Annotated in this window: 19 protein-coding genes and 1 riboswitch; of the genes, 14 read left to right on the forward strand and 5 right to left on the reverse strand. The window is 71.8% G+C overall.

All coding sequences use genetic code 11. The annotated features are described in order from the left end of the window. The first annotated feature begins 1 nt into the window (after position 1). The 8 genes from infA (at position 2) to truA (ending at position 4,762) form a co-directional block, all read left to right on the forward strand. The gene (gene infA / locus ACOJTC_RS17860) at positions 2 to 172 is read left to right on the forward strand and encodes a translation initiation factor IF-1 (RefSeq protein ID WP_420117744.1); all 171 of its coding nucleotides are present in this window, start codon (positions 2 to 4) and stop codon (positions 170 to 172) included. Positions 173 to 265: 93 nt separating this feature from the next. Continuing rightward, complete coding sequence (gene rpmJ / locus ACOJTC_RS17865; RefSeq protein WP_012184307.1) at positions 266 to 379, forward strand: 50S ribosomal protein L36; 114 nt, start codon at positions 266 to 268, stop codon at positions 377 to 379. 263 nt (positions 380 to 642) lie between these two features. Next, a complete protein-coding gene (gene rpsM / locus ACOJTC_RS17870; protein ID WP_091241981.1) occupies positions 643 to 1,023 on the forward strand; it encodes a 30S ribosomal protein S13 in 381 nt (126 codons plus the stop codon). Positions 1,024 to 1,092: 69 nt separating this feature from the next. After that, on the forward strand, positions 1,093 to 1,500 hold the full coding sequence (rpsK, locus tag ACOJTC_RS17875; RefSeq protein WP_030329919.1) for a 30S ribosomal protein S11: 408 nt from the start codon (positions 1,093 to 1,095) through the stop codon (positions 1,498 to 1,500). A 14-nt stretch (positions 1,501 to 1,514) separates the two neighbouring features. Beyond that, the gene (gene rpsD / locus ACOJTC_RS17880; RefSeq protein ID WP_420117730.1) at positions 1,515 to 2,141 is read left to right on the forward strand and encodes a 30S ribosomal protein S4; all 627 of its coding nucleotides are present in this window, start codon (positions 1,515 to 1,517) and stop codon (positions 2,139 to 2,141) included. Between the two features lie 95 nt (positions 2,142 to 2,236). Continuing rightward, complete coding sequence (locus ACOJTC_RS17885) at positions 2,237 to 3,259, forward strand: DNA-directed RNA polymerase subunit alpha (RefSeq protein ID WP_420117731.1); 1,023 nt, start codon at positions 2,237 to 2,239, stop codon at positions 3,257 to 3,259. Positions 3,260 to 3,293: 34 nt separating this feature from the next. Beyond that, positions 3,294 to 3,857 carry a 50S ribosomal protein L17 gene (gene rplQ, locus ACOJTC_RS17890; RefSeq protein ID WP_420117732.1) on the forward strand — a complete coding sequence of 188 codons (564 nt, stop codon included), beginning with the start codon at positions 3,294 to 3,296 and terminating at the stop codon, positions 3,855 to 3,857. Between the two features lie 74 nt (positions 3,858 to 3,931). Beyond that, complete coding sequence (truA, locus tag ACOJTC_RS17895) at positions 3,932 to 4,762, forward strand: tRNA pseudouridine(38-40) synthase TruA (RefSeq protein WP_420117733.1); 831 nt, start codon at positions 3,932 to 3,934, stop codon at positions 4,760 to 4,762. A 7-nt stretch (positions 4,763 to 4,769) separates the two neighbouring features. Here the strand turns inward: truA and ACOJTC_RS17900 are convergent, their stop codons facing one another. Next, positions 4,770 to 5,582 carry a TrmH family RNA methyltransferase gene (locus tag ACOJTC_RS17900; RefSeq protein ID WP_420117734.1) on the reverse strand — a complete coding sequence of 271 codons (813 nt, stop codon included), beginning with the start codon at positions 5,580 to 5,582 and terminating at the stop codon, positions 4,770 to 4,772. An 8-nt stretch (positions 5,583 to 5,590) separates the two neighbouring features. Beyond that, positions 5,591 to 6,400, reverse strand: a complete 810-nt coding sequence (locus ACOJTC_RS17905; RefSeq protein WP_420117735.1) for a phytanoyl-CoA dioxygenase family protein — start codon at positions 6,398 to 6,400, stop codon at positions 5,591 to 5,593. Between the two features lie 155 nt (positions 6,401 to 6,555). On the opposite strand from ACOJTC_RS17905, the gene ACOJTC_RS17910 reads away from it, so the two are divergent. After that, on the forward strand, positions 6,556 to 7,050 hold the full coding sequence (locus tag ACOJTC_RS17910) for a GyrI-like domain-containing protein (RefSeq protein WP_420117736.1): 495 nt from the start codon (positions 6,556 to 6,558) through the stop codon (positions 7,048 to 7,050). A gap of 84 nt (positions 7,051 to 7,134) precedes the next feature. Here ACOJTC_RS17910 and ACOJTC_RS17915 read toward each other — a convergent pair whose 3' ends face one another. Further along, positions 7,135 to 8,238: a hypothetical protein gene (locus tag ACOJTC_RS17915; protein ID WP_420117737.1), complete on the reverse strand. Its 1,104-nt coding sequence runs from the start codon at positions 8,236 to 8,238 to the stop codon at positions 7,135 to 7,137. 155 nt (positions 8,239 to 8,393) lie between these two features. On the opposite strand from ACOJTC_RS17915, the gene ACOJTC_RS17920 reads away from it, so the two are divergent. From ACOJTC_RS17920 to ACOJTC_RS17930, 3 genes are all read left to right on the forward strand, one after another. Beyond that, positions 8,394 to 8,999, forward strand: coding sequence for a class I SAM-dependent methyltransferase (locus ACOJTC_RS17920; protein ID WP_204924866.1), 606 nt, complete (start codon positions 8,394 to 8,396; stop codon positions 8,997 to 8,999). A gap of 41 nt (positions 9,000 to 9,040) precedes the next feature. Next, the gene (locus tag ACOJTC_RS17925) at positions 9,041 to 10,720 is read left to right on the forward strand and encodes an ABC-F family ATP-binding cassette domain-containing protein (protein ID WP_420117738.1); all 1,680 of its coding nucleotides are present in this window, start codon (positions 9,041 to 9,043) and stop codon (positions 10,718 to 10,720) included. Between the two features lie 86 nt (positions 10,721 to 10,806). After that, entirely contained in the window at positions 10,807 to 11,769 is a 963-nt protein-coding gene (locus ACOJTC_RS17930; protein ID WP_420117739.1) for an aldo/keto reductase, read from the forward strand. Positions 11,770 to 11,793: 24 nt separating this feature from the next. Here the strand turns inward: ACOJTC_RS17930 and ACOJTC_RS17935 are convergent, their stop codons facing one another. Continuing rightward, positions 11,794 to 12,336, reverse strand: coding sequence for a hypothetical protein (locus ACOJTC_RS17935; RefSeq protein ID WP_420117740.1), 543 nt, complete (start codon positions 12,334 to 12,336; stop codon positions 11,794 to 11,796). A 75-nt stretch (positions 12,337 to 12,411) separates the two neighbouring features. Further along, on the reverse strand, positions 12,412 to 18,234 hold the full coding sequence (locus tag ACOJTC_RS17940; protein ID WP_420117741.1) for a ThuA domain-containing protein: 5,823 nt from the start codon (positions 18,232 to 18,234) through the stop codon (positions 12,412 to 12,414). 338 nt (positions 18,235 to 18,572) lie between these two features. Continuing rightward, positions 18,573 to 18,681, forward strand: a riboswitch (TPP riboswitch). Here ACOJTC_RS17940 and thiE point away from each other — a divergent pair. Next, a complete protein-coding gene (gene thiE / locus ACOJTC_RS17945) occupies positions 18,676 to 19,302 on the forward strand; it encodes a thiamine phosphate synthase (RefSeq protein WP_420117742.1) in 627 nt (208 codons plus the stop codon). (Overlaps the previous riboswitch by 6 nt.) Continuing rightward, positions 19,296 to 19,687 (forward strand): FAD-dependent oxidoreductase (locus ACOJTC_RS17950; protein WP_420117743.1); only part of this gene is annotated, 392 nt, incomplete at its 3' end. The genes thiE and ACOJTC_RS17950, both read left to right, overlap by 7 nt.

The following is a 19,687-nucleotide window of genomic DNA, read 5'->3' on the forward strand; positions in this document are numbered from 1 at the left end:
TCTGCCGAACGCCATGTTCCGGGTGGAACTCGCGAACGGCCACAAGGTGCTGGCTCACATCAGCGGCAAGATGCGGCAGCACTACATCCGCATCCTGCCGGAGGACCGGGTCGTCGTCGAACTCTCGCCGTACGACCTGACCCGCGGACGCATCGTCTACCGCTACAAGTAAAGCCTGACGGCGGCCGGGAAGTCCCCGTGTCCGTCTTCGACGTCCGGAGTCGCGGTCATCGCGTCACCGGGCCGGATGGGAAGTAAGGCAACCGTGAAGGTCAAGCCGAGCGTCAAGAGGATCTGCAACAAGTGCCGGGTTATCCGCCGGCACGGCCGGGTCATGGTGATCTGCACCGACCCGCGCCACAAGCAGCGCCAGGGCTGATCCGAGCCCGCTCTCCGCGTGACGGAGGGCGGCGGACCGGTCCGGGTCGCGCAGATCCGACGACAACACGTCACCAGCTCGTCCCAGCCGCGGAACGTACGCATGCGTACCTTCTCGTGGCCAACCCCCGGTCGGAGGCCGGGGCCCGCTCGGGCAGCGGCCGTCCGGTCGCCGGCGCCCGACGCGCCGGACCCGGAACTGGTCGGTAGCGGGGTGGGACGGGTCCACACCTCCGCCACACATCACGAGGAGTACGCCCGCACATGGCACGTCTAGTCGGCGTGGATCTCCCCCGCGAGAAGCGGATGGAGATCGCGCTCACCTACATCTTCGGGGTCGGTCGCACCCGTGCCCAGGAGACGCTCGCCGCTACCGGCATCTCGCCGGACAAGCGCGCTCGGGACCTCACGGACGAGGAGCTCGTTCAGCTCCGCGACCACATCGAGTCGAACTACAAGGTTGAAGGCGACCTGCGCCGCGAGGTCGCCGCCGACATCCGCCGCAAGGTCGAGATCGGCTGCTACGCCGGCATCCGGCACCGCCGGGGCCTGCCCGTGCGTGGCCAGCGGACGCGGACCAACGCCCGCACCCGCAAGGGCCCGAAGCGGACCGTGGCCGGCAAGAAGAAGCCCGGCAAGAAGTAATTCCCACGCCGGCGCCCAGGCGAAGAGCCAGCAGCCGATCGAGAACCCATACAGGAGCGCAGAAGACTTATGCCACCGAAGGCTCGTGCCGGAGCCGCAGTCAAGAAGGTCCGGCGCAAGGAACGCAAGAACGTCGCCCACGGGCAGGCGCACATCAAGAGCACGTTCAACAACACCATCGTGTCCATCACGGACCCGACAGGTGCGGTCATCTCCTGGGCCTCCGCCGGCCAGGTTGGCTTCAAGGGCTCCCGCAAGTCGACCCCGTTCGCCGCGCAGCTGGCCGCCGAGGCCGCCGCGCGCCGGGCGATGGAGCACGGCATGCGCAAGGTCGACGTGTTCGTCAAGGGTCCCGGCTCCGGCCGGGAGACCGCCATCCGTTCGCTGCAGGCCGTCGGGCTTGAGGTCGGCCAGATCGCCGACGTCACCCCGCAGCCGCACAACGGGTGCCGTCCGCCGAAGCGTCGCCGGGTCTGAGAGGTTAGAGAGAGATGGCTCGTTACACCGGTGCTGACTGCCGCCGTTGCCGGCGGGAGAAGATGAAGCTGTTCCTCAAGGGCAGCAAGTGCGATGGCCCGAAGTGCCCGTTCGAGTCCCGGCCGTTCCCGCCCGGACAGCACGGCCGTGGCCGCACGAAGGAGACGGAGTACCTGCTCCAGCTCCGCGAGAAGCAGAAGGCCCGCCGCGTGTACGGCGTGCTGGAGAAGCAGTTCCGCGGGTACTACGAGGAGGCCGTGGCCAAGCAGGCCAAGACCGGTGAGGTCCTCCTGCAGATCCTCGAGTCGCGGCTCGACAACGTGGTCTACCGGGCCGGGTACGCGCACTCCCGGGACATGGCCCGCCAGCTTGTCAAGCACGGTCACTTCACCGTGAACGGCAAGAAGGTCGACATCCCGTCGTACCGCGTCAAGGAGCACGACATCATCGAGGTCAGGGGCAAGAGCAAGGAGCTCACCACGTTCATCGTGGCGCAGGCCCAGGCCGGCTCGAAGACCGTTCCGGCGTGGCTGGAGGCGATCCCGAGCCAGATGAAGGTCCTGGTGCACTCGCTCCCGGCCCGCCAGGTGATCGACACCCAGGTCCAGGAGCAGCTGATCGTCGAGCTCTACTCCAAGTAGGGCCCGTTGCGGTGGCCCGTCCTGCGGGGCGGGCCACCGGAACAGTTTGTGTCGTGGACGTCATATAGCGGGCGTCCCGGAAGAGAAGAGAAGAAATGCTCATCAGCCAGCGACCGTCTCTCTCCGAAGAGTCGATCAACGAGACCCGCTCCCGGTTCACCATCGAGCCGCTGGAGCCCGGCTTCGGCTACACCCTGGGCAACTCGCTGCGGCGTACGCTGCTGTCGTCCATCCCGGGTGCCGCGGTCACCTCGATCAAGATCGACGGTGTGCTGCACGAGTTCACCACGATCCCCGGGGTCAAGGAGGACGTGGTCGAGCTCGTCATGAACATCAAGGAGCTCTGCGTCAGCTCCGAGCACGACGAGCCGGTCAGCATGGACCTGCGCAAGCAGGGGCCGGGCGACGTGACCGCCGGTGACATCCAGCCCCCGGCCGGGGTCTCGGTGCACAACCCCGACCTGAAGCTCGCCACCCTCAACGGCAAGGGCCGGCTCGACATGGAGCTGACCGTCGAGCGGGGTCGCGGCTACGTGACGGCGGCGCAGAACAAGCAGGCCGGCGCCGAGATCGGCCGGATCCCGGTCGACTCGATCTACTCGCCGGTGCTGAAGGTGACGTACCGCGTCGAGGCGACCCGTGTCGAGCAGCGGACCGACTTCGACCGGCTGATCATCGACGTCGAGACCAAGCCGTCGATGGGCCCGCGTACCGCGCTGGCCTCCGCCGGTTCGACGCTGGTGGAGCTGTTCGGGCTGGCCCGGGAGCTGGACGAGACCGCCGAGGGCATCGACATCGGGCCGTCCCCGCAGGACGCCCAGCTCGCGGCCGACCTCGCCCTGCCGATCGAGGAGCTGGACCTCACCGTCCGCTCCTACAACTGCCTCAAGCGCGAGGGCATCAACTCCGTTGGTGAGCTGATCGGGCGTACCGAGGCCGACCTCCTCGACATCCGCAACTTCGGTCAGAAGTCGATCGACGAGGTCAAGATGAAGCTCGCCGGGATGGGTCTGGGGCTGAAGGACTCGGCTCCGAACTTCGACCCGGCACACGTCGTGGACGCCTTCGGTGAGGCCGACTACGACACCGACGACTATCGCGAGACCGAGCAGCTCTAGTCCGCGCTGCCGCCACACCTGAGGAGCACCAAGCATGCCCACGCCCACCAAGGGCCCCCGCCTCGGCGGCAGCCCCGCGCACGAGCGGCTGATGCTGGCCAACCTGGCCACCGCGCTGTTCCAGCACGGCAAGATCCAGACCACCGAGACGAAGGCCCGGCGGCTGCGTCCGCTGGCCGAGCAGCTCATCACCAAGGCCAAGCGGGGCGACCTCGCCTCACGCCGTCGGGTGCTGGGCGTCGTCAAGGACAAGGACGTGGTCTACTCCCTGTTCGACCAGATCGCGCCCCGGTACGCCAACCGCAACGGTGGCTACACCCGGATCGTGAAGACCGGCCCGCGCAAGGGTGACGCCGCTCCGATGGCGATCATCGAGCTGGTGGAGGAGCTTCAGGTCGCCGAGCCGAAGGCGAACAAGAAGACCGCCGCCCGCAAGTCCGCCCAGCAGGACAAGGTCGAGGCGCTCGCCCCGGCCGAGGAGACCCCGGCGGCCCCGGCCGACCAGGACTCCGAGGCGCCGGTCTCGGCGTCCGGTGACACCGCCGCCGCCCGCGAGGACAGCGACGAGGCCACCGAGGCCACCGCGAACAAGGCCTGAGCAACGGCACCACCGTCGGGCCCGCCTTCCCTTCCTGGGGTGCCGGGCCCGACGTCGTGAACGGGAGGTACGAGATGGACGAGCGGATCCGGCTGCGGCTGGACGTCTCGAACGACGGCACCGACTTCTCCGGCTGGGCCGCCCAGCCGACCCGGCGCACGGTGGCCGGGGTGCTGGTCGCGACGCTGGACCTGGTGCTCGGGGCGGGCACCGTGACCGGCCTGACCGTGGCCGGGCGGACCGACGCCGGGGTGCACGCCACCGGGCAGGTCTGCCACCTCGACCTGCCCGCCGCCGTCTGGGCGGAGCACCGGGAGCGGCTGCTGCGCCGGCTGGCCCGGCTGCTCCCCGGTGACGTCCGGGTCCGGGCGATGACGGAGGTGCCCGCCGACTTCGACGCCCGTTTCTCGGCCACCTTCCGCCGGTACGAGTACCGGGTGACCGACGCCCCGTGGGGTGCCGAGCCGCTGCGGCGGTGGGACACCCTCGCCTGGCCCCGGGCGTTGGACCCGGCCGCCCTGAACGTCGCGGCGGCCGGCCTGGTCGGGGAGCACGACTTCGCCGCGTACTGCCGGCGCAAGGAGAACGCCACGACGGTGCGCGAGGTGACCCGGCTGGACTGGCGGCGGGACCCGGACGGCATCCTGGTCGCCACCGTGCAGGCCGACGCGTTCTGCCAGGCGATGGTGCGCAGCCTGGTGGGGGCGATGCTGACCGCCGGGGACGGTCGACGTCAGGTCGGGTGGCCGGCGGGGCTGCTCGCCCGGCGGGAACGCTCAAGCGAGGTGACGGTCGCGCCGGCGCACGGGTTGACCCTGGTGGCCGTCGGCTATCCGGCCGACCCGGCCGACTACGCCGACCGCGCCGACCGGACCCGCCGGTTGCGGCTGCCGGTGGAGTCCTGACCCGGGGCTACCGGCGGGCGGCGGCGCTGCGCTGGCGTGCCGACTCGTAGAGCACGACGGTCGCGGCGGCCGCCGCGTTCAGGGAGCTGGCGGCCCCGGACATCGGCACCCGGACGAGCTGGTCGCAGGCGTCCCGCCAGCCGACGCTGAGACCGGTGGTCTCGTTGCCGATCAGGGTCAGCGTGGGCTGCGTGAAGTCGTAGTCGGCGGCATCCAGTGTGGCGTGCTCGTCGGCGCCCGCGATGCCGATGTGGACACCGCCGGCCCGCACGTCGGCGACCCAGGACAGCACCGCCTGGTGCGAGGGTGCCCGGACCACCGGCAGCGCGAACAGTGAGCCGGTGCTCGCCCGTACCGCCTTTGGGTCGTACACGTCGGCGGCGTGGCCGGTGACGACGACGCCGGACGCGCCGAAGGCGTCCGCGGACCGGATGAGGGTCCCGATGTTGCCGGGGCTGGCGGGCCTGTCGAACACGACGGTGAGCATGGTCGGCCCGACCGGGATGCGGCGCAGGTCGTCCTCGGGTAGGGCGACCACGGCCAGCAGCTCCGGCACCGTGTCCGCCTTGCCGCCCAGCTCGTGCATCAGGTCGGGGGCGACGGCGTACCGCTCGGCCCGGACGGTGTCCAGGGTCGCGCGGGCCCAGCCGGACAACTGGACGTCGGCGTCGTAGAGCAGCTCCCGGACCTGCCAGCCGTGTTCGACGGCCATCGCGATCGGGCGTACGCCCTGCACGAGGAACTCGCCGCGACGCTGCCGCTTGGTCCGGTTGCGCAGCAGGGCCTCCCACTGCTGGAACCGCGCGTTGCGGCCACTCACCCGTCCCCTCACCGGTGGTCCCGCCTCCCCGGTACCGCAGGGTCGGGGGTGTCCTGCCCGAGTCCCCGGCGGATCGCGATCTCCACGGGCGAGTACGCGCCGTCGGGTCGTTCCAGTTCGTACGGTGCCGCCGGCATCAGCGGCGGCTGGGCCATGAAGCGCGGTCGCGTCCCGTGGTGCGGCTGTGCCGCGTGCACCAGGAACGGATGGCAGAGGAATACGTCACCCGGGGACCCGGTGGCCAGGGCGACCGGCCGGTGGTCCGACGCCGCCACCAGGTCGGGCGCGAGGTCGAGGCCGCTCGCCCCGTCCTCCCCGTACTTTTCGAGCACCTTCGGCACGTCGAGGTGTGAGCCGACCCTGATCCGGGTCGGTGCGTCCTCGTCACCGACCTCGCTGAACAGGAACAGCATCAGCAGTGCCCGATCCCGGGAGCGGATGTTCGTGAAGTACCAGTTCGCGCCCTCCGGAAGGTAGCTGCCCTCGATGTGCCAGCCCGCGTCGTCCGGCTCGTCGGGGTGCGGGAAGCGCAACGGGAACGTGCCCAGTGAGTAGCGCGGCTCCCAGCGTCCCGCGCCGACGAGCAGGTCGTACGCGTGGTGGAGGAACGGGGAGTTGGGTGCGGCGGCGAACGGCCCCTGCGCCATGCCGGGCACCCAGTGCACGGGCTGCGTCCAGGTGGCCGGGTCGTCCGGGTCGCAGCCGGTCTCCCGCCACAGCAGCCGCGCGCAGTCCGCGGCCACGCGCGGCGCGACGGCACCCGCCAGCTTCACGAAACCGTCGCGCAGGAACCGGGATACCAGTGTCGTGTCGTCCATGCGCCCATCGTGTGGCGGCACCGGTACCGACCGCCCGACACTTCCCGCTCCGCTTCTGTCGGGTGTGCCGCCCGCGCGTCGGCCCACGATACGAACGACCGGGTCGCCCCGCACCACGGCTCAGGTTCCGCCGCAGCGCCGAAGGGAACGAACGCATGGACACCCGCATCGTCGGCCGTCCCGCATTCCGGCTCGTGGGGCACGCCACCCGGGTTCCCCTGATCCACCGGGGCGTCAACCCGTACATCAAGCGGCATGTCGCGGCGCTGCCGGCGCAGGAGCACCTGCGCCTGAAGACACTCGGTGACGCCGAGCCGGCCGGTCTGCTCGCGGTCTGCGACGACCTCGACGCGGACTACGACGAGGGCAGCGAGTTGACGTACCTGCACGGGGTGGCCGTGTCCCGGTGCACGCCGGTCCCGGCCGACCTGGACGTGATCGAGGTGCCGGCGGGCCGTTGGGTGGTCATCCGGGTCGTGGGGCCGTATCCGCAGATCCTGCAGCGGACCTGGGCGGCTGCCGCGACCGGGTGGTTCCCCTTCAACCCGTGGCGTCTGCGGCCGGGCCCGGAGATCGTCGCGGTGTCCGCGCCGACGGACGACCCCGGCAGTCCGACCCGCGAACTCTGGTTGCCCGTCGAACCGGCGTAGCGACCGGGCACGCCGCCGGCCAGTCCCAGGCCGGCTCCTCAGGCGCAGGCCCGGCCGCTCCGGCCGGGCCTGCGTCGCCGGCGGTCAGTCGCCGGGCAGTTCGTCGGTGTCCGGGTCGTCGCCGGGCGGGGAGGCGGTGGGCGTCCGGCGGGTCTCGGCGGACGGGGTGGCCGAGGCGCCGCTGGCCCTGGCGGTGGGCTGGTCCACGCTGACGCCGGCCGCGCGACGGTCCAGCACCCCCTTGTCCAGGTGCAGCTCGATCAGGTCGTAGATGATCTCGCGGACGTCGCGGTCACCGGCCGGGACGGCACCGGCGTCGTCCCGGGTGACCAGGCAGTAGGCGACGTAGTGGCCGCGTACCTGCCAGGCGACACGGGCGGCGGCGGTGGCGACCGACTCGGTGTCCTCCCCGGCGGGCATGCCCCGGAACCGGCCACGCCGGTCGTCGAGCAGCGGCCTGATCCGTTCCCGGACGCGTTGCGCGGTGGCCAGGTCGGTCAGGTTGAGCAGGCCGGCGGTGAGCAGGTGGTCGCCGTCGGGGGAGCGCAGGGTGGCCCGGACCACCTGGCTGCATCCGAGGGTGACCAGCAGGTCGGCGATCTCACCGGTGGCGGCCACGGCGCAGTTCGCGCCGGCCTGGGTCTTGAGCACCTGGTACTCGTGCCGGTCGACGCCGACGACCAGGGTCTTGTCGGGAAAGACTTCCTTGACGGTCAACGGCTGCCGGTCGACGTCCCGGGAGTCCAGCGGACCGGTGGCGGCCTGGTCGGTCGGGGCGGTGCTCACCGTCGCCGTCGGCGCCGCCCCGTTCTGCGCCGGGTCGTCGGTGGCGGTGCGGTCGATGAGCAGCAGGGCACCGCCGATGCCGCAGAGGCCGAGCAGCATCAGCACCGCCGCCCCGCCGACGGCGATCTGCCAGAGCCGGCCGCCGCGGGCGTCGCCGGAGCGGCGGGACCGGGACCGCTGCGGCGCGGACGTCGGGGCGGGCACCTGGACGGCGGAGCGGATCGGGACGGGATCGGCCTCCGGCGGTGCCGGCCGGGTGGTCCGGGGCAGGGAGGGGGCCGGGAAGCGGGACGGGGAGGGCCCGGCCGGTGCGGTCGGGCCGGGTTGCACCAGCGGCAGGTCCGCCCCGGGCCGCGGGTTCTCCTCAAACGCGTCCTCAGCGGACTCGTACCGATATACCATGTCGCCCAGAGTAGGGTTCATTGCCCCTTTAGGGGATAAAACTAGGAAATACCGCGCATGGCGCGTCGGGCCACCGGACCACCACCCCGGCGACCCCACCGGGCACACCGACCGCCGACGACGGGACCGGTCCGGGCCGGTGGAAGAATGCCCCGGTGACCGGCGACCACTACTTCACCCCGGAGCCCAGCGCCCCGGCCCACCCCCGCGAGGTCGAGTTCCACGTCGCCGGGCGCGACTACACGCTCGTCTCCGCCAGCGGGGTCTTCTCCGCCGCCCGGCTCGACCCCGGCACCGCCGTACTGCTGCGCAAGGCCGCGCTGCCGACCGCCGACACCGGCGGTCACCTGCTCGACATCGGCTCCGGGTTCGGGCCGATCAGCTGTGTGCTGGCCGACCTCGCGCCGACCGCCACCGTGTGGGCGGTCGACGTCAACGCGCGGGCCCGCGAGCTGACCGCCGCGAACGCCGCCCGCGTCGACGCCGCCGACCGGGTGCACGCGGTCGCCCCGGACGAGGTGCCGGCCGAGGTCACCTTCACCCAGATCTGGTCCAACCCGCCGATCCACATCGGCAAGCCCGAACTGCACGCGCTGCTGCGCCGCTGGCTGCCCCGGCTCGCCCCGGACGGCGTCGGCTGGCTGGTGGTGGCCCGGCACCTCGGCGGCGACTCGCTGCACCGCTGGCTGGGCGACGAGGGATTCACCGTCGTGCGGCAGGCCAGCCAGCGGGGCTACCGGGTGCTGCGGGTCACCAGGTAATCGAGTGTCGCCCGGCCCCGCGACTCGGGCAGGATGCCGACGTGGGATACGTGGACGTGGCAGCGGTCGGGTACATCCTCCCGGACGGTCGGGAACTCTTCGCCGACGTGTCGTTCCGGGTCGGTGAGGGCGCCAAGGTCGCCCTGGTCGGGCCGAACGGCGCCGGCAAGACGACGCTGCTGCGGATGGTCGCCGGTGACCTGCCGGTGCGTACCGGCGTGATCGCCCGATCCGGTGGGCTCGGCGTGATGCGGCAGTTCATCGGCATGATCGGCGACGAGTCGACACTGGCCGACCTGGCCCTGTCGCTGGCCCCACCGGCGCTGCGCGCGGCCGGCCACCGGCTCGCCGACACCGAACGGGCCATGCGCGAGGCCGAACTGCGCGGCAAGTACAGCACCGCCGCCGGCAAGGCCCAGCTGGCGTACGCCGACGCGCTGGCCGCCTGGGGTGAGGCCGGCGGGTACGACGCCGAGGTGCTCTTCGACACCGTCACCACCACCGTGCTCGACCTGCCCTGGGACGCCTCCCGGGACCGCCCGGTGCGCACCCTGTCGGGCGGGCAGCAGAAGCGCTTCGCCCTGGAGCTGCTGCTGCGCGGCCCCGACGAGGTGCTGCTGCTCGACGAGCCGGACAACTTCCTCGACGTACCCGGCAAACGCTGGCTGGAGCAGCGGCTGCGTGAGTCCACCAAGTCGGTGCTGTACGTCTCGCACGACCGGGAACTGCTCGCGCACACCGCCGACCGGGTGGCCGCCGTCGAAGGGGGCAGTGCCTGGGTGCACCCGGGCGGCTTCGCGAGCTGGCACGAGGCCCGTACGGCCCGGCACGCCCGCCTCGACGAACTGCGCCGCCGCTGGGACGAGGAACACCAGAAGCTGCGCGAGCTGATGCTGATGTACAAGCAGAAGGCCGCGTACAACGACGGGCTCGCCTCCCGCTACCAGGCGGCACAGACCCGGCTGCGCAAGTTCGAGGAGGCCGGGCCGCCGCCCGTACCGCCGAAGGACCAGGACATCCGGATGCGGCTGGCCGGCGGTCGGACCGGCAAACGCGCGGTGATCTGCGAACAGCTGGAGCTGGACGGCCTGACCTACCCCTTCGACCTGGAGCTGTGGTACGGCGACCGGGTGGCGGTGCTCGGGGCCAACGGCACCGGCAAGTCGCACTTCCTGCGCCTGCTGGCCCGGGGCGGCACCGACCCCGACCCGGCCAACGGCCCGGTGGACGGGGCCGCCGCGCTGGCCCCGGTGGCCCATGCCGGGGTGGTCCGGCTGGGCGCCCGGGTCCGGCCGGGACACTTCTCGCAGACCCACGACCGGCCGGAGCTGATGGCGAAGACCCTGGTCGAGGCGCTGTGGCGCGGTGACGAGCACCGGGACGGGATGGACCGGCACGCGGCGATGGCGGCGCTGAGCCGCTACGAGCTGGCCGGCCAGGGCGACCAGCGGTTCGGCACCCTCTCCGGCGGCCAGCAGGCCCGGTTCCTGGTGCTGCTGCTGGAACTGTCCGGGGCCACCCTGCTGCTGCTCGACGAGCCGACCGACAACCTCGACCTGGCCTCGGCGGAGGCGCTGGAGGCGGGACTGACCGCGTTCGCCGGGACGGTGGTGGCGGTCACCCACGACCGCTGGTTCACCCGCTCGTTCGACAGGTTCGTGCTGTTCCGGGGCGACGGCGACGTGGTGGAGACCCCGGAGCCGGTCTGGGACGTCGGCTGAGCCGGCCGCGCTCACCGTGAGGCGACGACCACGCCTGGTCATCGGGCGCGGTCGTCGCCGGTCAGGGCCGCTCCGGGCGGCATAGGGTGGCTCTCGTGACTGAGATGACCTACCGCCGGCTGGGCGACTCCGGGCTCGTGGTGTCCGTGGTCGGCATCGGCTGCAACAACTTCGGCCGCAAGCTCGACATCGACGGCACCCGGGCGGTGGTCGACGCCGCGCTCGACGCCGGGATCACCTTCTTCGACACCGCCGACATCTACGGTGAGCCGCCGGGCGGCTCGGAGGAACTGCTCGGGCAGGCCCTCAAGGGGCGGCGTGACGACGTGGTGCTGGCCACCAAGTTCGGCATGTCGATGGGCGGGCGCAACGGCCGCGACTTCGGGGTACGCGGCTCCCGGCGGTACGTGGTGCGGGCCGTCGAGGCGTCGCTGCGCCGGCTCGGCACCGACCACATCGACCTGTACCAGCTGCACGAGCCCGACCCGGACACCCCGGTCGACGAGACGCTCGCCGCCCTCGACGACCTGGTCCGTGCCGGCAAGGTGCGCTACCTGGGCAACTCCAACTTCTCCGGCTGGCAGATCGCCGACGCCGACTGGACGGCGAAGACCCGGGGGCTGGCCCGGTTCATCAGCGCGCAGAACCACTACAACCTGCTCCACCGGGACGCCGAGGTCGAGATCATCCCGGCCTGCGAGCGGTTCGGCCTCGGACTGCTGCCGTTCTTCCCGCTGGCCAACGGCCTGCTCACCGGCAAGTACCGGCGCGACAGCGCCCCGCCCGCCGGCAGCCGCCTCGCCGGTGGCGGCCGGTACGCCGAACGGCTCGCCGCCGCCCGCTGGGACACCATCGAGGCGCTGGAGGCGTTTGCCGCGCAGCGGGGGCTGACGCTGCTCCAGGTGGCCATCGGCGGGCTGGCCGCCCGCCCGGCGGTGGCCTCGGTGATCGCCGGCGCCACCACCGCCGAGCAGGTCCGCGCGAACGCCGCCGCCGGCGGTTGGCAGCCCACCGACGACGACCTCGACGCGCTGGACGCCCTGCTCTGAGCACACCGACCGGTGACGCGGTGCTCAGCCGCCCAGGCCGGCCGGTTCGTCGGGCCCGGGGTGCGCCCGGCGACGCCACCACAGCAGCGTCAACCCGGCGACGACCACCACGGCGAGGCCGCCGGCCACCCACCGCCACCAGACCGTTGCGGTCTCCCGCGCCCCGGCCGCCGGGCGTTCGACGGCGACCGGCGATGGCGACTGGGCCACCCGGGCCTGCACCTGCGCGGTCGCCGTGCTCTGGTAGGGGGCGGGGGCGCTGACCGTCACCCGCCAGTCGCCGGGGGAGAGCAGCGGGCCGCTGCTGTAGAAGCCCTGCCCCTCCCCGGACGGCTCGATCTGCACCGGCCCGGCCGTCCGGCCACCCTCGCCCTCGGCGGTCAGGGTGAGCCGGACCGGTTGGTCCAGCCGGTGCCCGTCGGCGTACACGGCCATCACGGTCACCCCGCCGGCACCGTCACCGGCCACCGTCAGCTTGACCTTCCCGCCGTGCGCCGCCGCCGGCCCCGCCGGCAGGGCCACCAGGGCCGCCACGACCAGCGCGGCGAGGGCTCTCAAGCTACGCATCGACGTCTCCCTTCCGATGTGGAGGGGCCGCCCCCACCGTCGGTGTCGACGGTGGGAGCGGCCCCGTGGTGCTCCTTACAGCGAACCGCCCTTGGCGATCCGGGTGGGGTCGGCACCGAGCCGGCCGGCCCCGTCGACCGACTTGTTGTTGTTCGCCTTGACGCCGGCCTTGGTGGCCGCGCCGCCGAGCCGGACGATCATGGCGTCGGCGTCACGGACCAGCACGTCCCGCACGTCGGTGTCGGTCACCACCGCGGTGTCGGTGGCCAACGCCTTGAAGGCGGTCAACTGCTGCACCGCCCGCTTGTCGTTGCCCGCCGCCTCGGACTCCCGCACCGCGTCCAGCTTGTTGGACAGCTGACGGTGCGCCTTGGTGGTGAGTCGTCCGGTCGCCTTGAACCGGTCCAGCAGGTTCTGCATGTCCCGGAACGAGGTGGTGACGAAGAACCGGACCGTCGAGGTGGTGGAGTTGCCCGCCTTGTCGGTCGCGGTCACCGTCAGCTCGTGCAGGCCGAGCGACAGCTCGTACAGCGCCTGCAGGGTGCCGCTGGTGTACGCCCGGCCGTCCAGCACGCCGGAGGTCGTCTTGATGCCGGAGGTCGGGTCGACCGCCTGCCACGAGATCCGGACGTCCTGGCTGTCACCGTAGAGCTGGCCGTCGGCGATGCCGGAGACCAGCAGCGTCGGCTTGGTGCCGTCGATCTTCACGACCGCCGACTTCAGCGCCTCGACGTTGCCGGCGGCGTCGGTGGCCCGGTACAGCAGCTCGTGCGTGCCGTCCCCGGTCACCTCGACCGGCGTGGTGTACGCCGTCCAGGCGCCGCCGTCGAGCGACCACTCGAGCTTCTTCACCCCGGAACCGGCGTCGGTGGAGGTGATGACCACCGGGACGGTGCCGTTGTGCCAGCCGTCGTCGTTGGCCGGGGCGAACGACGCCGAGCTGACCGGCGCGGTGGCGTCGATCTTCACGGCGACCTTCTTCGTCGCCTCCACGTTGCCGGCCGCGTCGGTCGAGCGGAACCGCACCTCGTGGGTGCCGTCCCCGGTGACCTGCACCGGCTCGGTGTACGCGGTCCACGTGGTGGCCCCGTCGAGCTGGTACTCGGTGCTCGCCACCCCGCTACCGCCGGCCTCGTCGGCCGCCGCCAGCGTCACGGTGACCGGGCCGGTGTACCAACCCTCGGTCGGGGTGCCGGAGACGGTGGCCGTGGTCACCGGGGCGGTCGTGTCGGCCGCCTTGGTGGAGAGCCGGAAGTAGTCGAACGAGGCCGTCTTCGAGGTGGCCGCGTTCGCGCCGAGGGTGAACAGACCGATCTTCGGGGTGGCCCCGACGGCGGTGTTCGTCACCGTCTCGAACGTGGTCCACTCCTGCCCGTCCGCCGAGTAGGACGCGGTGAAGGTGTCACCGGCCCGGGCGAGGCGCAGGTACCACACCCCCGAGGTCAGGTTGGAGACCTGGGGCTGCGGGTTCTGCGTCACCCCGGCGAGTTCGCCACGGAACTCGATCCGCCGGGAGACCGCCTGCCCGGCCTGGTTGTCCACGATGTAGTCCAACTTGACGTAGTTGTCGTCGTCGGCGTGGACGATCAGACCGGCCTGCTGGTACTGCTCGGCCAGCGCGCTGCCGTCGACCTTCGTCTCCAGGGTCCAGTCGCCGCTCGGCGCGGTCTGGAGGATGAAGTTCGTCGGACCGGTGTTGCTGGTGCCGTAGATGTCACCCTTCGGCACGTCGATCTTCAGTGCGCCGTCGGCCACCCGGTAGGCGGCCGGGTCCTCCCGGAGCACCGCGTTCCACCGGCACTTGTCGAGCGTGGTGCCGGTGAACTCGTCCGACGGGCTGACCGGGCCGGCCGGGGCGTCCGGCGAGACCAGGAACGAGTCGAACACCGCGTCCACCACCGGGGCGGTGGTGCCGCCGTTGAGGGCGAGCAGACCGATCCGGGGGTTGGTGATGCCGGCCAGCGCGGCGGACCGGCCGACCGGGGTGAACGTGGCACCGTCGGTCGAGAACTGCGCGGTCAGGTTGGTGCCGTCGCTGATCAGCCGCAGCCAGATGGTGTCACCGGCCGGGGCGGCCACGGCGTCTGCCGCGTCGTTGCGCGGAGTCCCGGCGGTCTCCCGGATGAACTCCACCTTGCGCGACCCGCCGTAGAGCAGGTCTACCTTGGCGTAGTTGTCGTCATCGCCGTAGATCAGCAGGCCTGCCTGCTGGTAGTCGGCGGTGACGGGCACGGTGACCTTCGTGGTGGCCTGCCAGGCCCCGCTGGGTGCGGGCTGGAGCACCAGGTTGGTCGCGTCGTTGCGGGAGCCGTACAGGTCACCGGAGGAGGTGGGCAGCCGCAGCGACCCGCCGGAGACCGAGTAGAGCTGGTTCTCCCGGACCACCGTCCAGCGGTCCTTGTCCAGGGTGTTGCCGGTGAACTCGTCCGACCGCGCCCCGAGGCAGGAGTTGTTCGGCGCGTCCACCTTGACCGGGACGGTCGCGTATGACTTCGCGCCCCGGCTGTCCGTCACCGTCAGGGTGGCGGTGAAGGTGCCCGGGGTGGTGTAGGTGTGGGTGGCGTTCAGGGTCGTCGCCGTCCCGCCGTCACCGAAGTCCCAGGCGTACGTCAGCGGGGTGTCACCCTCGGTGTCGGTGGCCGTGCCGGTGAAGGTCACGGTGACCGGCGCGGTGCCGGTCGCCGGGGTGGCGGTGGCCGTCACCTGCGGCGGCGCGTTGTCGGTCACGCCCCGTCCGATGAAGTCCATCCAGTTGACGTTGAACAGCGAACCCGCGCCACCGGCGGGGTCCTTGGCGACGAAGTACAGCGCGCCCTGGGCACCGGCCGTCACCGGCGCGGTCACGTCGACGAACTGCTGCCAGCCGCCCGTGCCGGGCACGGTGGCGGTGGCCACGACCGGGCCGTCGACGGCACCGGCGTGCACGTCGATCCGACCGCCCTGGACCTCGGAGGCCACCCGGAACCGGATCTGCTCGACCCCGGTCAGGTTGGCCGGGACGAGCGACCACCAGTCGCCGTCCTCGATGAAGCCGATGTTCTGGCCGCCACCGGCGGGGTCGCTGGTGGTCTCCTTCTGCACGCCCGGGTCACCGCCGCCGGTGCTGCCCGGGGCCCGCCCGGTGGCCGTGAAGTACTCGGCCTGCTTGCGCTTGGGCTGGAGGATCTCGATCGCCCGACCGGTCAGCGGGCCGGCGCCGCCGGTGCCGCCGTCGTCGGTGTAGGTGGCCTCGAAGACCGCGAAGACGTTCGCCTCCGCGCCGTGCCCGGACGCCAGCGAGGTCTGCACGGTGCCGGTGCAGCCGGTGTGCTGCTCCAGCGGGTGGGCGTGCTCGTCGTGGCCGAGCAGCACCTGCAGCTGCACCCGGTCACAGTCGACGGTGCCGTCCTCCGGGTCGGTCACCTTGATCGTGTACTTGACCTGGTCGCCCCACTCGAAGAAACCGCCGCTGGGCGGGAACTCGATGGTCACCGTCGGGGCGGTGTTGCCGACCGTCACCGGCACGTTCGCCACGGCGGTACGGCCCTTGGGGTTGGTGACGGTGAGCTGCGCGGTGTAGTCGCCGGCCGCGGTGTAGGTGTGGGTGGGGTTCGCCTCGGTGGAGGTCTGCCCGTCACCGAACTTCCACGCGTAGGTCAGCGTGCCGCCGTCCGGGTCACGAGACCCGGCGCTGGAGAACTTCACGGTCAGCGGTGCCGCCCCGGAGGTGGGGTCGGCGCTGGCCTCGGCGATGGGGGCGCGATCACCGGCGGTGTAGTCGATCCGGTAGATCCCGGAGTCGTCGTTGTTGCCGCCGAAGCCGGTGCCCCACTCGATCATGTAGAGCGCGCCGTCCGGGCCGAACTCGAAGTCCATCGGGCGGATCATCGGCATGCCGGTGAGCAGCTGGTTGATGTCGATCAGCGTCTTGCCGTCCGCGCTGACCTGCATCGTGTACATCTTCGACTGGTTCCACTCGCCGAGCAGCGCCTTGCCGTCGTAGTACGCCGGCCACTTGCGGCTCGACGTGCTGTCGGCGTCGTAGCGGTAGACCGGGCCGCCCATCGGGGCGCCGCCGCCGCCGATCTCGGGGAAGCGCGGGTCGCCGGCGTAGCCGTAGTCCACGGTCGCCGCGATGGCCGGCGGCAGGTTGGTCAGGCCGGTGTTGTTGGGCGAGTCGTTGACCGGCGCGGCGCAGTCGAACTTCGCCCCGCTCGGCCCGGACGGGAAGGTGTAGTCGTTGTACGCCTTGTTGTTGCCCGTGCAGTACGGCCAGCCGTAGTTGCCGGCCGTGGCGACGATGTTCCACTCCACCAGGCCCTCGGGGCCACGGTTCGGGTTGGCCGCCGAGGCGTCCGGCCCGTAGTCGGCGACGTAGAGGGTGTCGGTCTTCTGGTCGACGCCGATCCGGAACGGGTTACGGAAGCCCATGCCGAAGATCTCCGGACGGGTCTTCGCGGTGCCCGGGGCGAACAGGTTGCCCGTCGGGACGGTGTAGGTGCCGTCGTCCTCCGGGTGGATCCGGATCACCTTGCCGCGCAGGTCGTTGGTGTTGCCGGCGCTGCGCTGCGCGTCGTAGTCCTGCCGGCCGGCCCGCTCGTCGATCGGCGTGAACGCGTTCGACTCGAACGGGTTGGTGTTGTCGCCGGTGGCGAGGTAGAGGTTGCCCTTCGAGTCGAAGGTCATGCTGCCGCCGGCGTGGCAGCAGGTGTTGCGCTGGGTGTCGACCTGGAGCACGACCTTCTCGGTGGCCTTGTCGATGGTGTCACCGTTGACGGTGAACCGGGACAGGTAGTTGCGCGGGGCGCCACCGGCCGGTGCGTAGTACAGGTAGATCCACTTGTTGGTGGTGAAGTCCGGGTCGAGGCGCAACCCGAGCAGGCCGTCCTCGTTGCCGGTGAACACGTCCAGCCGGGTCGCGGTGACCGTGTTGCCGGTGTCCGGCTTCACGATCTGCACCCGGCCGTCACGCTCGGCGTAGAACACCCGGCCGTCCGGAGCGATGTCCAGCTCCATCGGGTTGTTGGTGTTGCTGTCGAGGGTGATCTTCTCGAAGTTCGAGGTCTTGGTTGCGCCGCAGTCGGCGTTCTCGACCCCGGCCGCGGTGCGGATGCCGCCGAGCAGGTGGCTGAGGAACTCCGGCTCGGTGTACGACGCCTGGGTGTGGCCGCCACCGGTGTACCAGGAGCGACCGCCGTCGTAGTCCTGGCACCAGGCGGTGGGGTGGTCGGCGCCCATCGCGCCGGCACCCGGGCTGTAGGACTTCTCGTCCAGGCTGGCCAGCACGTGCACCTTGGAGCGGGGGTTGGTGCGGAAGTTGTACCACTCGTCGAACCGGGACCAGCGGGCCGGCAGGTCGGCCGTCGACGGGTGCGCGGGGTCCTCGACCTTGACGGTGGCCTGCTGGTTGGCCGGGTGGCCGGAGAAGTACGCGCCGACCAGGTTGCCGTACCAGGCCCAGTCGTACTCGGTGTCCGAGGCGGCGTGCACGCCGGCGTAGCCGCCGCCGGCCTTGATGTAGCGCTCGAACGCGGCCTGCTGGGTGGCGTCGAGCACGTCACCGGTGGTGGAGAGCCAGATCACCGCCTGGTATTTCGCCAGGTTGGTGTCGTTGAAGGCGGCTCCGTCCTCGGTGGTGTCGACGGTGAACCCGTTGTCGGTGCCGAGCTTCTGGATCGCGGCGATGCCGGCCGGGATGGCGTCGTGCCGGAACGCGGCGGTCTTGGAGAAGACCAGGACCGAGAAGGGTTCGGCGGCGGCTGCTGCCGCCGGTGCCGGTGCGGCCTGTGGCAGGGCCGCCGCGACGGGAGCGGCCTGGGCGGCGGTGCCGCCGATCAGGCCGCTGGCGAGTAGGGAGAGGGCCAGTAGACCGGCACCCAGTGGGCCGCGACGTGCGCGGCGATGGCGGGATGGAGACACTCCATGCTCCTTTTGTCCGTGCTGGACAGTGGTGGGGGCATGGGGACGACTCGCCGCAGACCGTCCCCGGTCGGATCGGTGTGGGCCCGCCGAGGTCCGCACCAGTGGCGATCAGGTGCGGGCCACGCCGAGGCTCCGCACCGGAATAATGTCGATCGGTTGAACAAATTAGCGCCGCTGGATTGGTTTCCGGCAAGGCATGAGCATGTAACGATTCGGTATCGGCGACTCGCTTTTCCGGCTTATGTGGATACAAGCCCACAACCGTACGCATCGATAGTCCTGGATCAATCTAACACCCCTTGGCGGATCAGCGGATCTGTCGTACGGTCACAGACACGTGACCCACGGGAGCCCGGTACACCGGGCTGAGAGGGGGGCTGAGAGCCCCCGACCGTAGAACCTGATCCGGGTAATGCCGGCGCAGGGAGGAGAGTTGCCGTGCCGTCCCTCGGCCGACTGCATCTGATCACCGACACCCGCGCCGGGTGCGACCCACTCGCCGTCGTGCGGGCCGCCCTCCCGGTGGCCCGCGCCGACCTCGTCGTCCAGGTCCGGGTGACCGACGACACCACCGACCGGCAGGCGTACGACCTGGCCCGACGGGTACGCGCGCTCTGCGTGCCGTACGGGGCGACCTGCCTGGTCAACGACCGGCTGCACGTCGCCCTCGCGGTGGACGCCCACGGCGGCCACGTCGGCGCGGACGACCTACCCGTCGCGGCGGCCCGCCGGGTCCTCGGCCCCACCGCCGTGCTCGGCGCGACCGCCCGGGAACCGGGTGCCGCCGCCCGGGCCGTCGCCGCCGGGGCCAGCTACCTGGGCGTCGGCCCGTGCCACCCCACCGCCACCAAGACCGGCCTGCCCGACCCGATCGGCCCGGCCGGCATCCGCGCCGTCGCCGCGGCCGTCGACGTGCCGGTGATCGCCATCGGCGGGGTCACCGCCGCCACGGTGCCGGCACTGCGGGCCGCCGGGGCCCACGGGGTGGCGGTGGTCGGGGCGCTGTCCGCCGCCGCCGACCCGGGCCGGGCCACCGCCGAACTGATCGCGGCGCTGACGTGCTGACCCGGCCCGACGTCGCCATCGTGGGCGCGGGGCCGGTCGGGTTGGCGATCGCCTGGCGCTGCGCCACCCGGGGCCTGCGGGTGGCCGTGCACGACCCGGCCCCCGGCTCCGGCGCGTCCCGGGTCGCCGCCGGGATGCTCGCCCCGGTCGCCGAGGCGTACTTCGGGGAACGGGAACTGACCGGGCTGCTCACCGCGTCCGCCGCCCGCTGGCCGGGTTTCGCCGCCGAACTGACCGAAGCCACCGGAACGGAGTTCGGCTACCGCACCGACGGCACCCTCGTCGTCGGGCTGACCGGGGACGACCTGGCCGAGGCACGCCGGCTCTGGTCGTACCAGCAGGGGTTGGGGCTGCCGATCAGCGCGCTGCGGCCGTCGCAGCTACG

Origin of the sequence: Micromonospora sp. (assembly GCF_048594385.1) — a bacterium.
In the GTDB taxonomy this organism is placed as follows: Bacteria; Actinomycetota; Actinomycetes; order Mycobacteriales; family Micromonosporaceae; genus Micromonospora; species Micromonospora wenchangensis.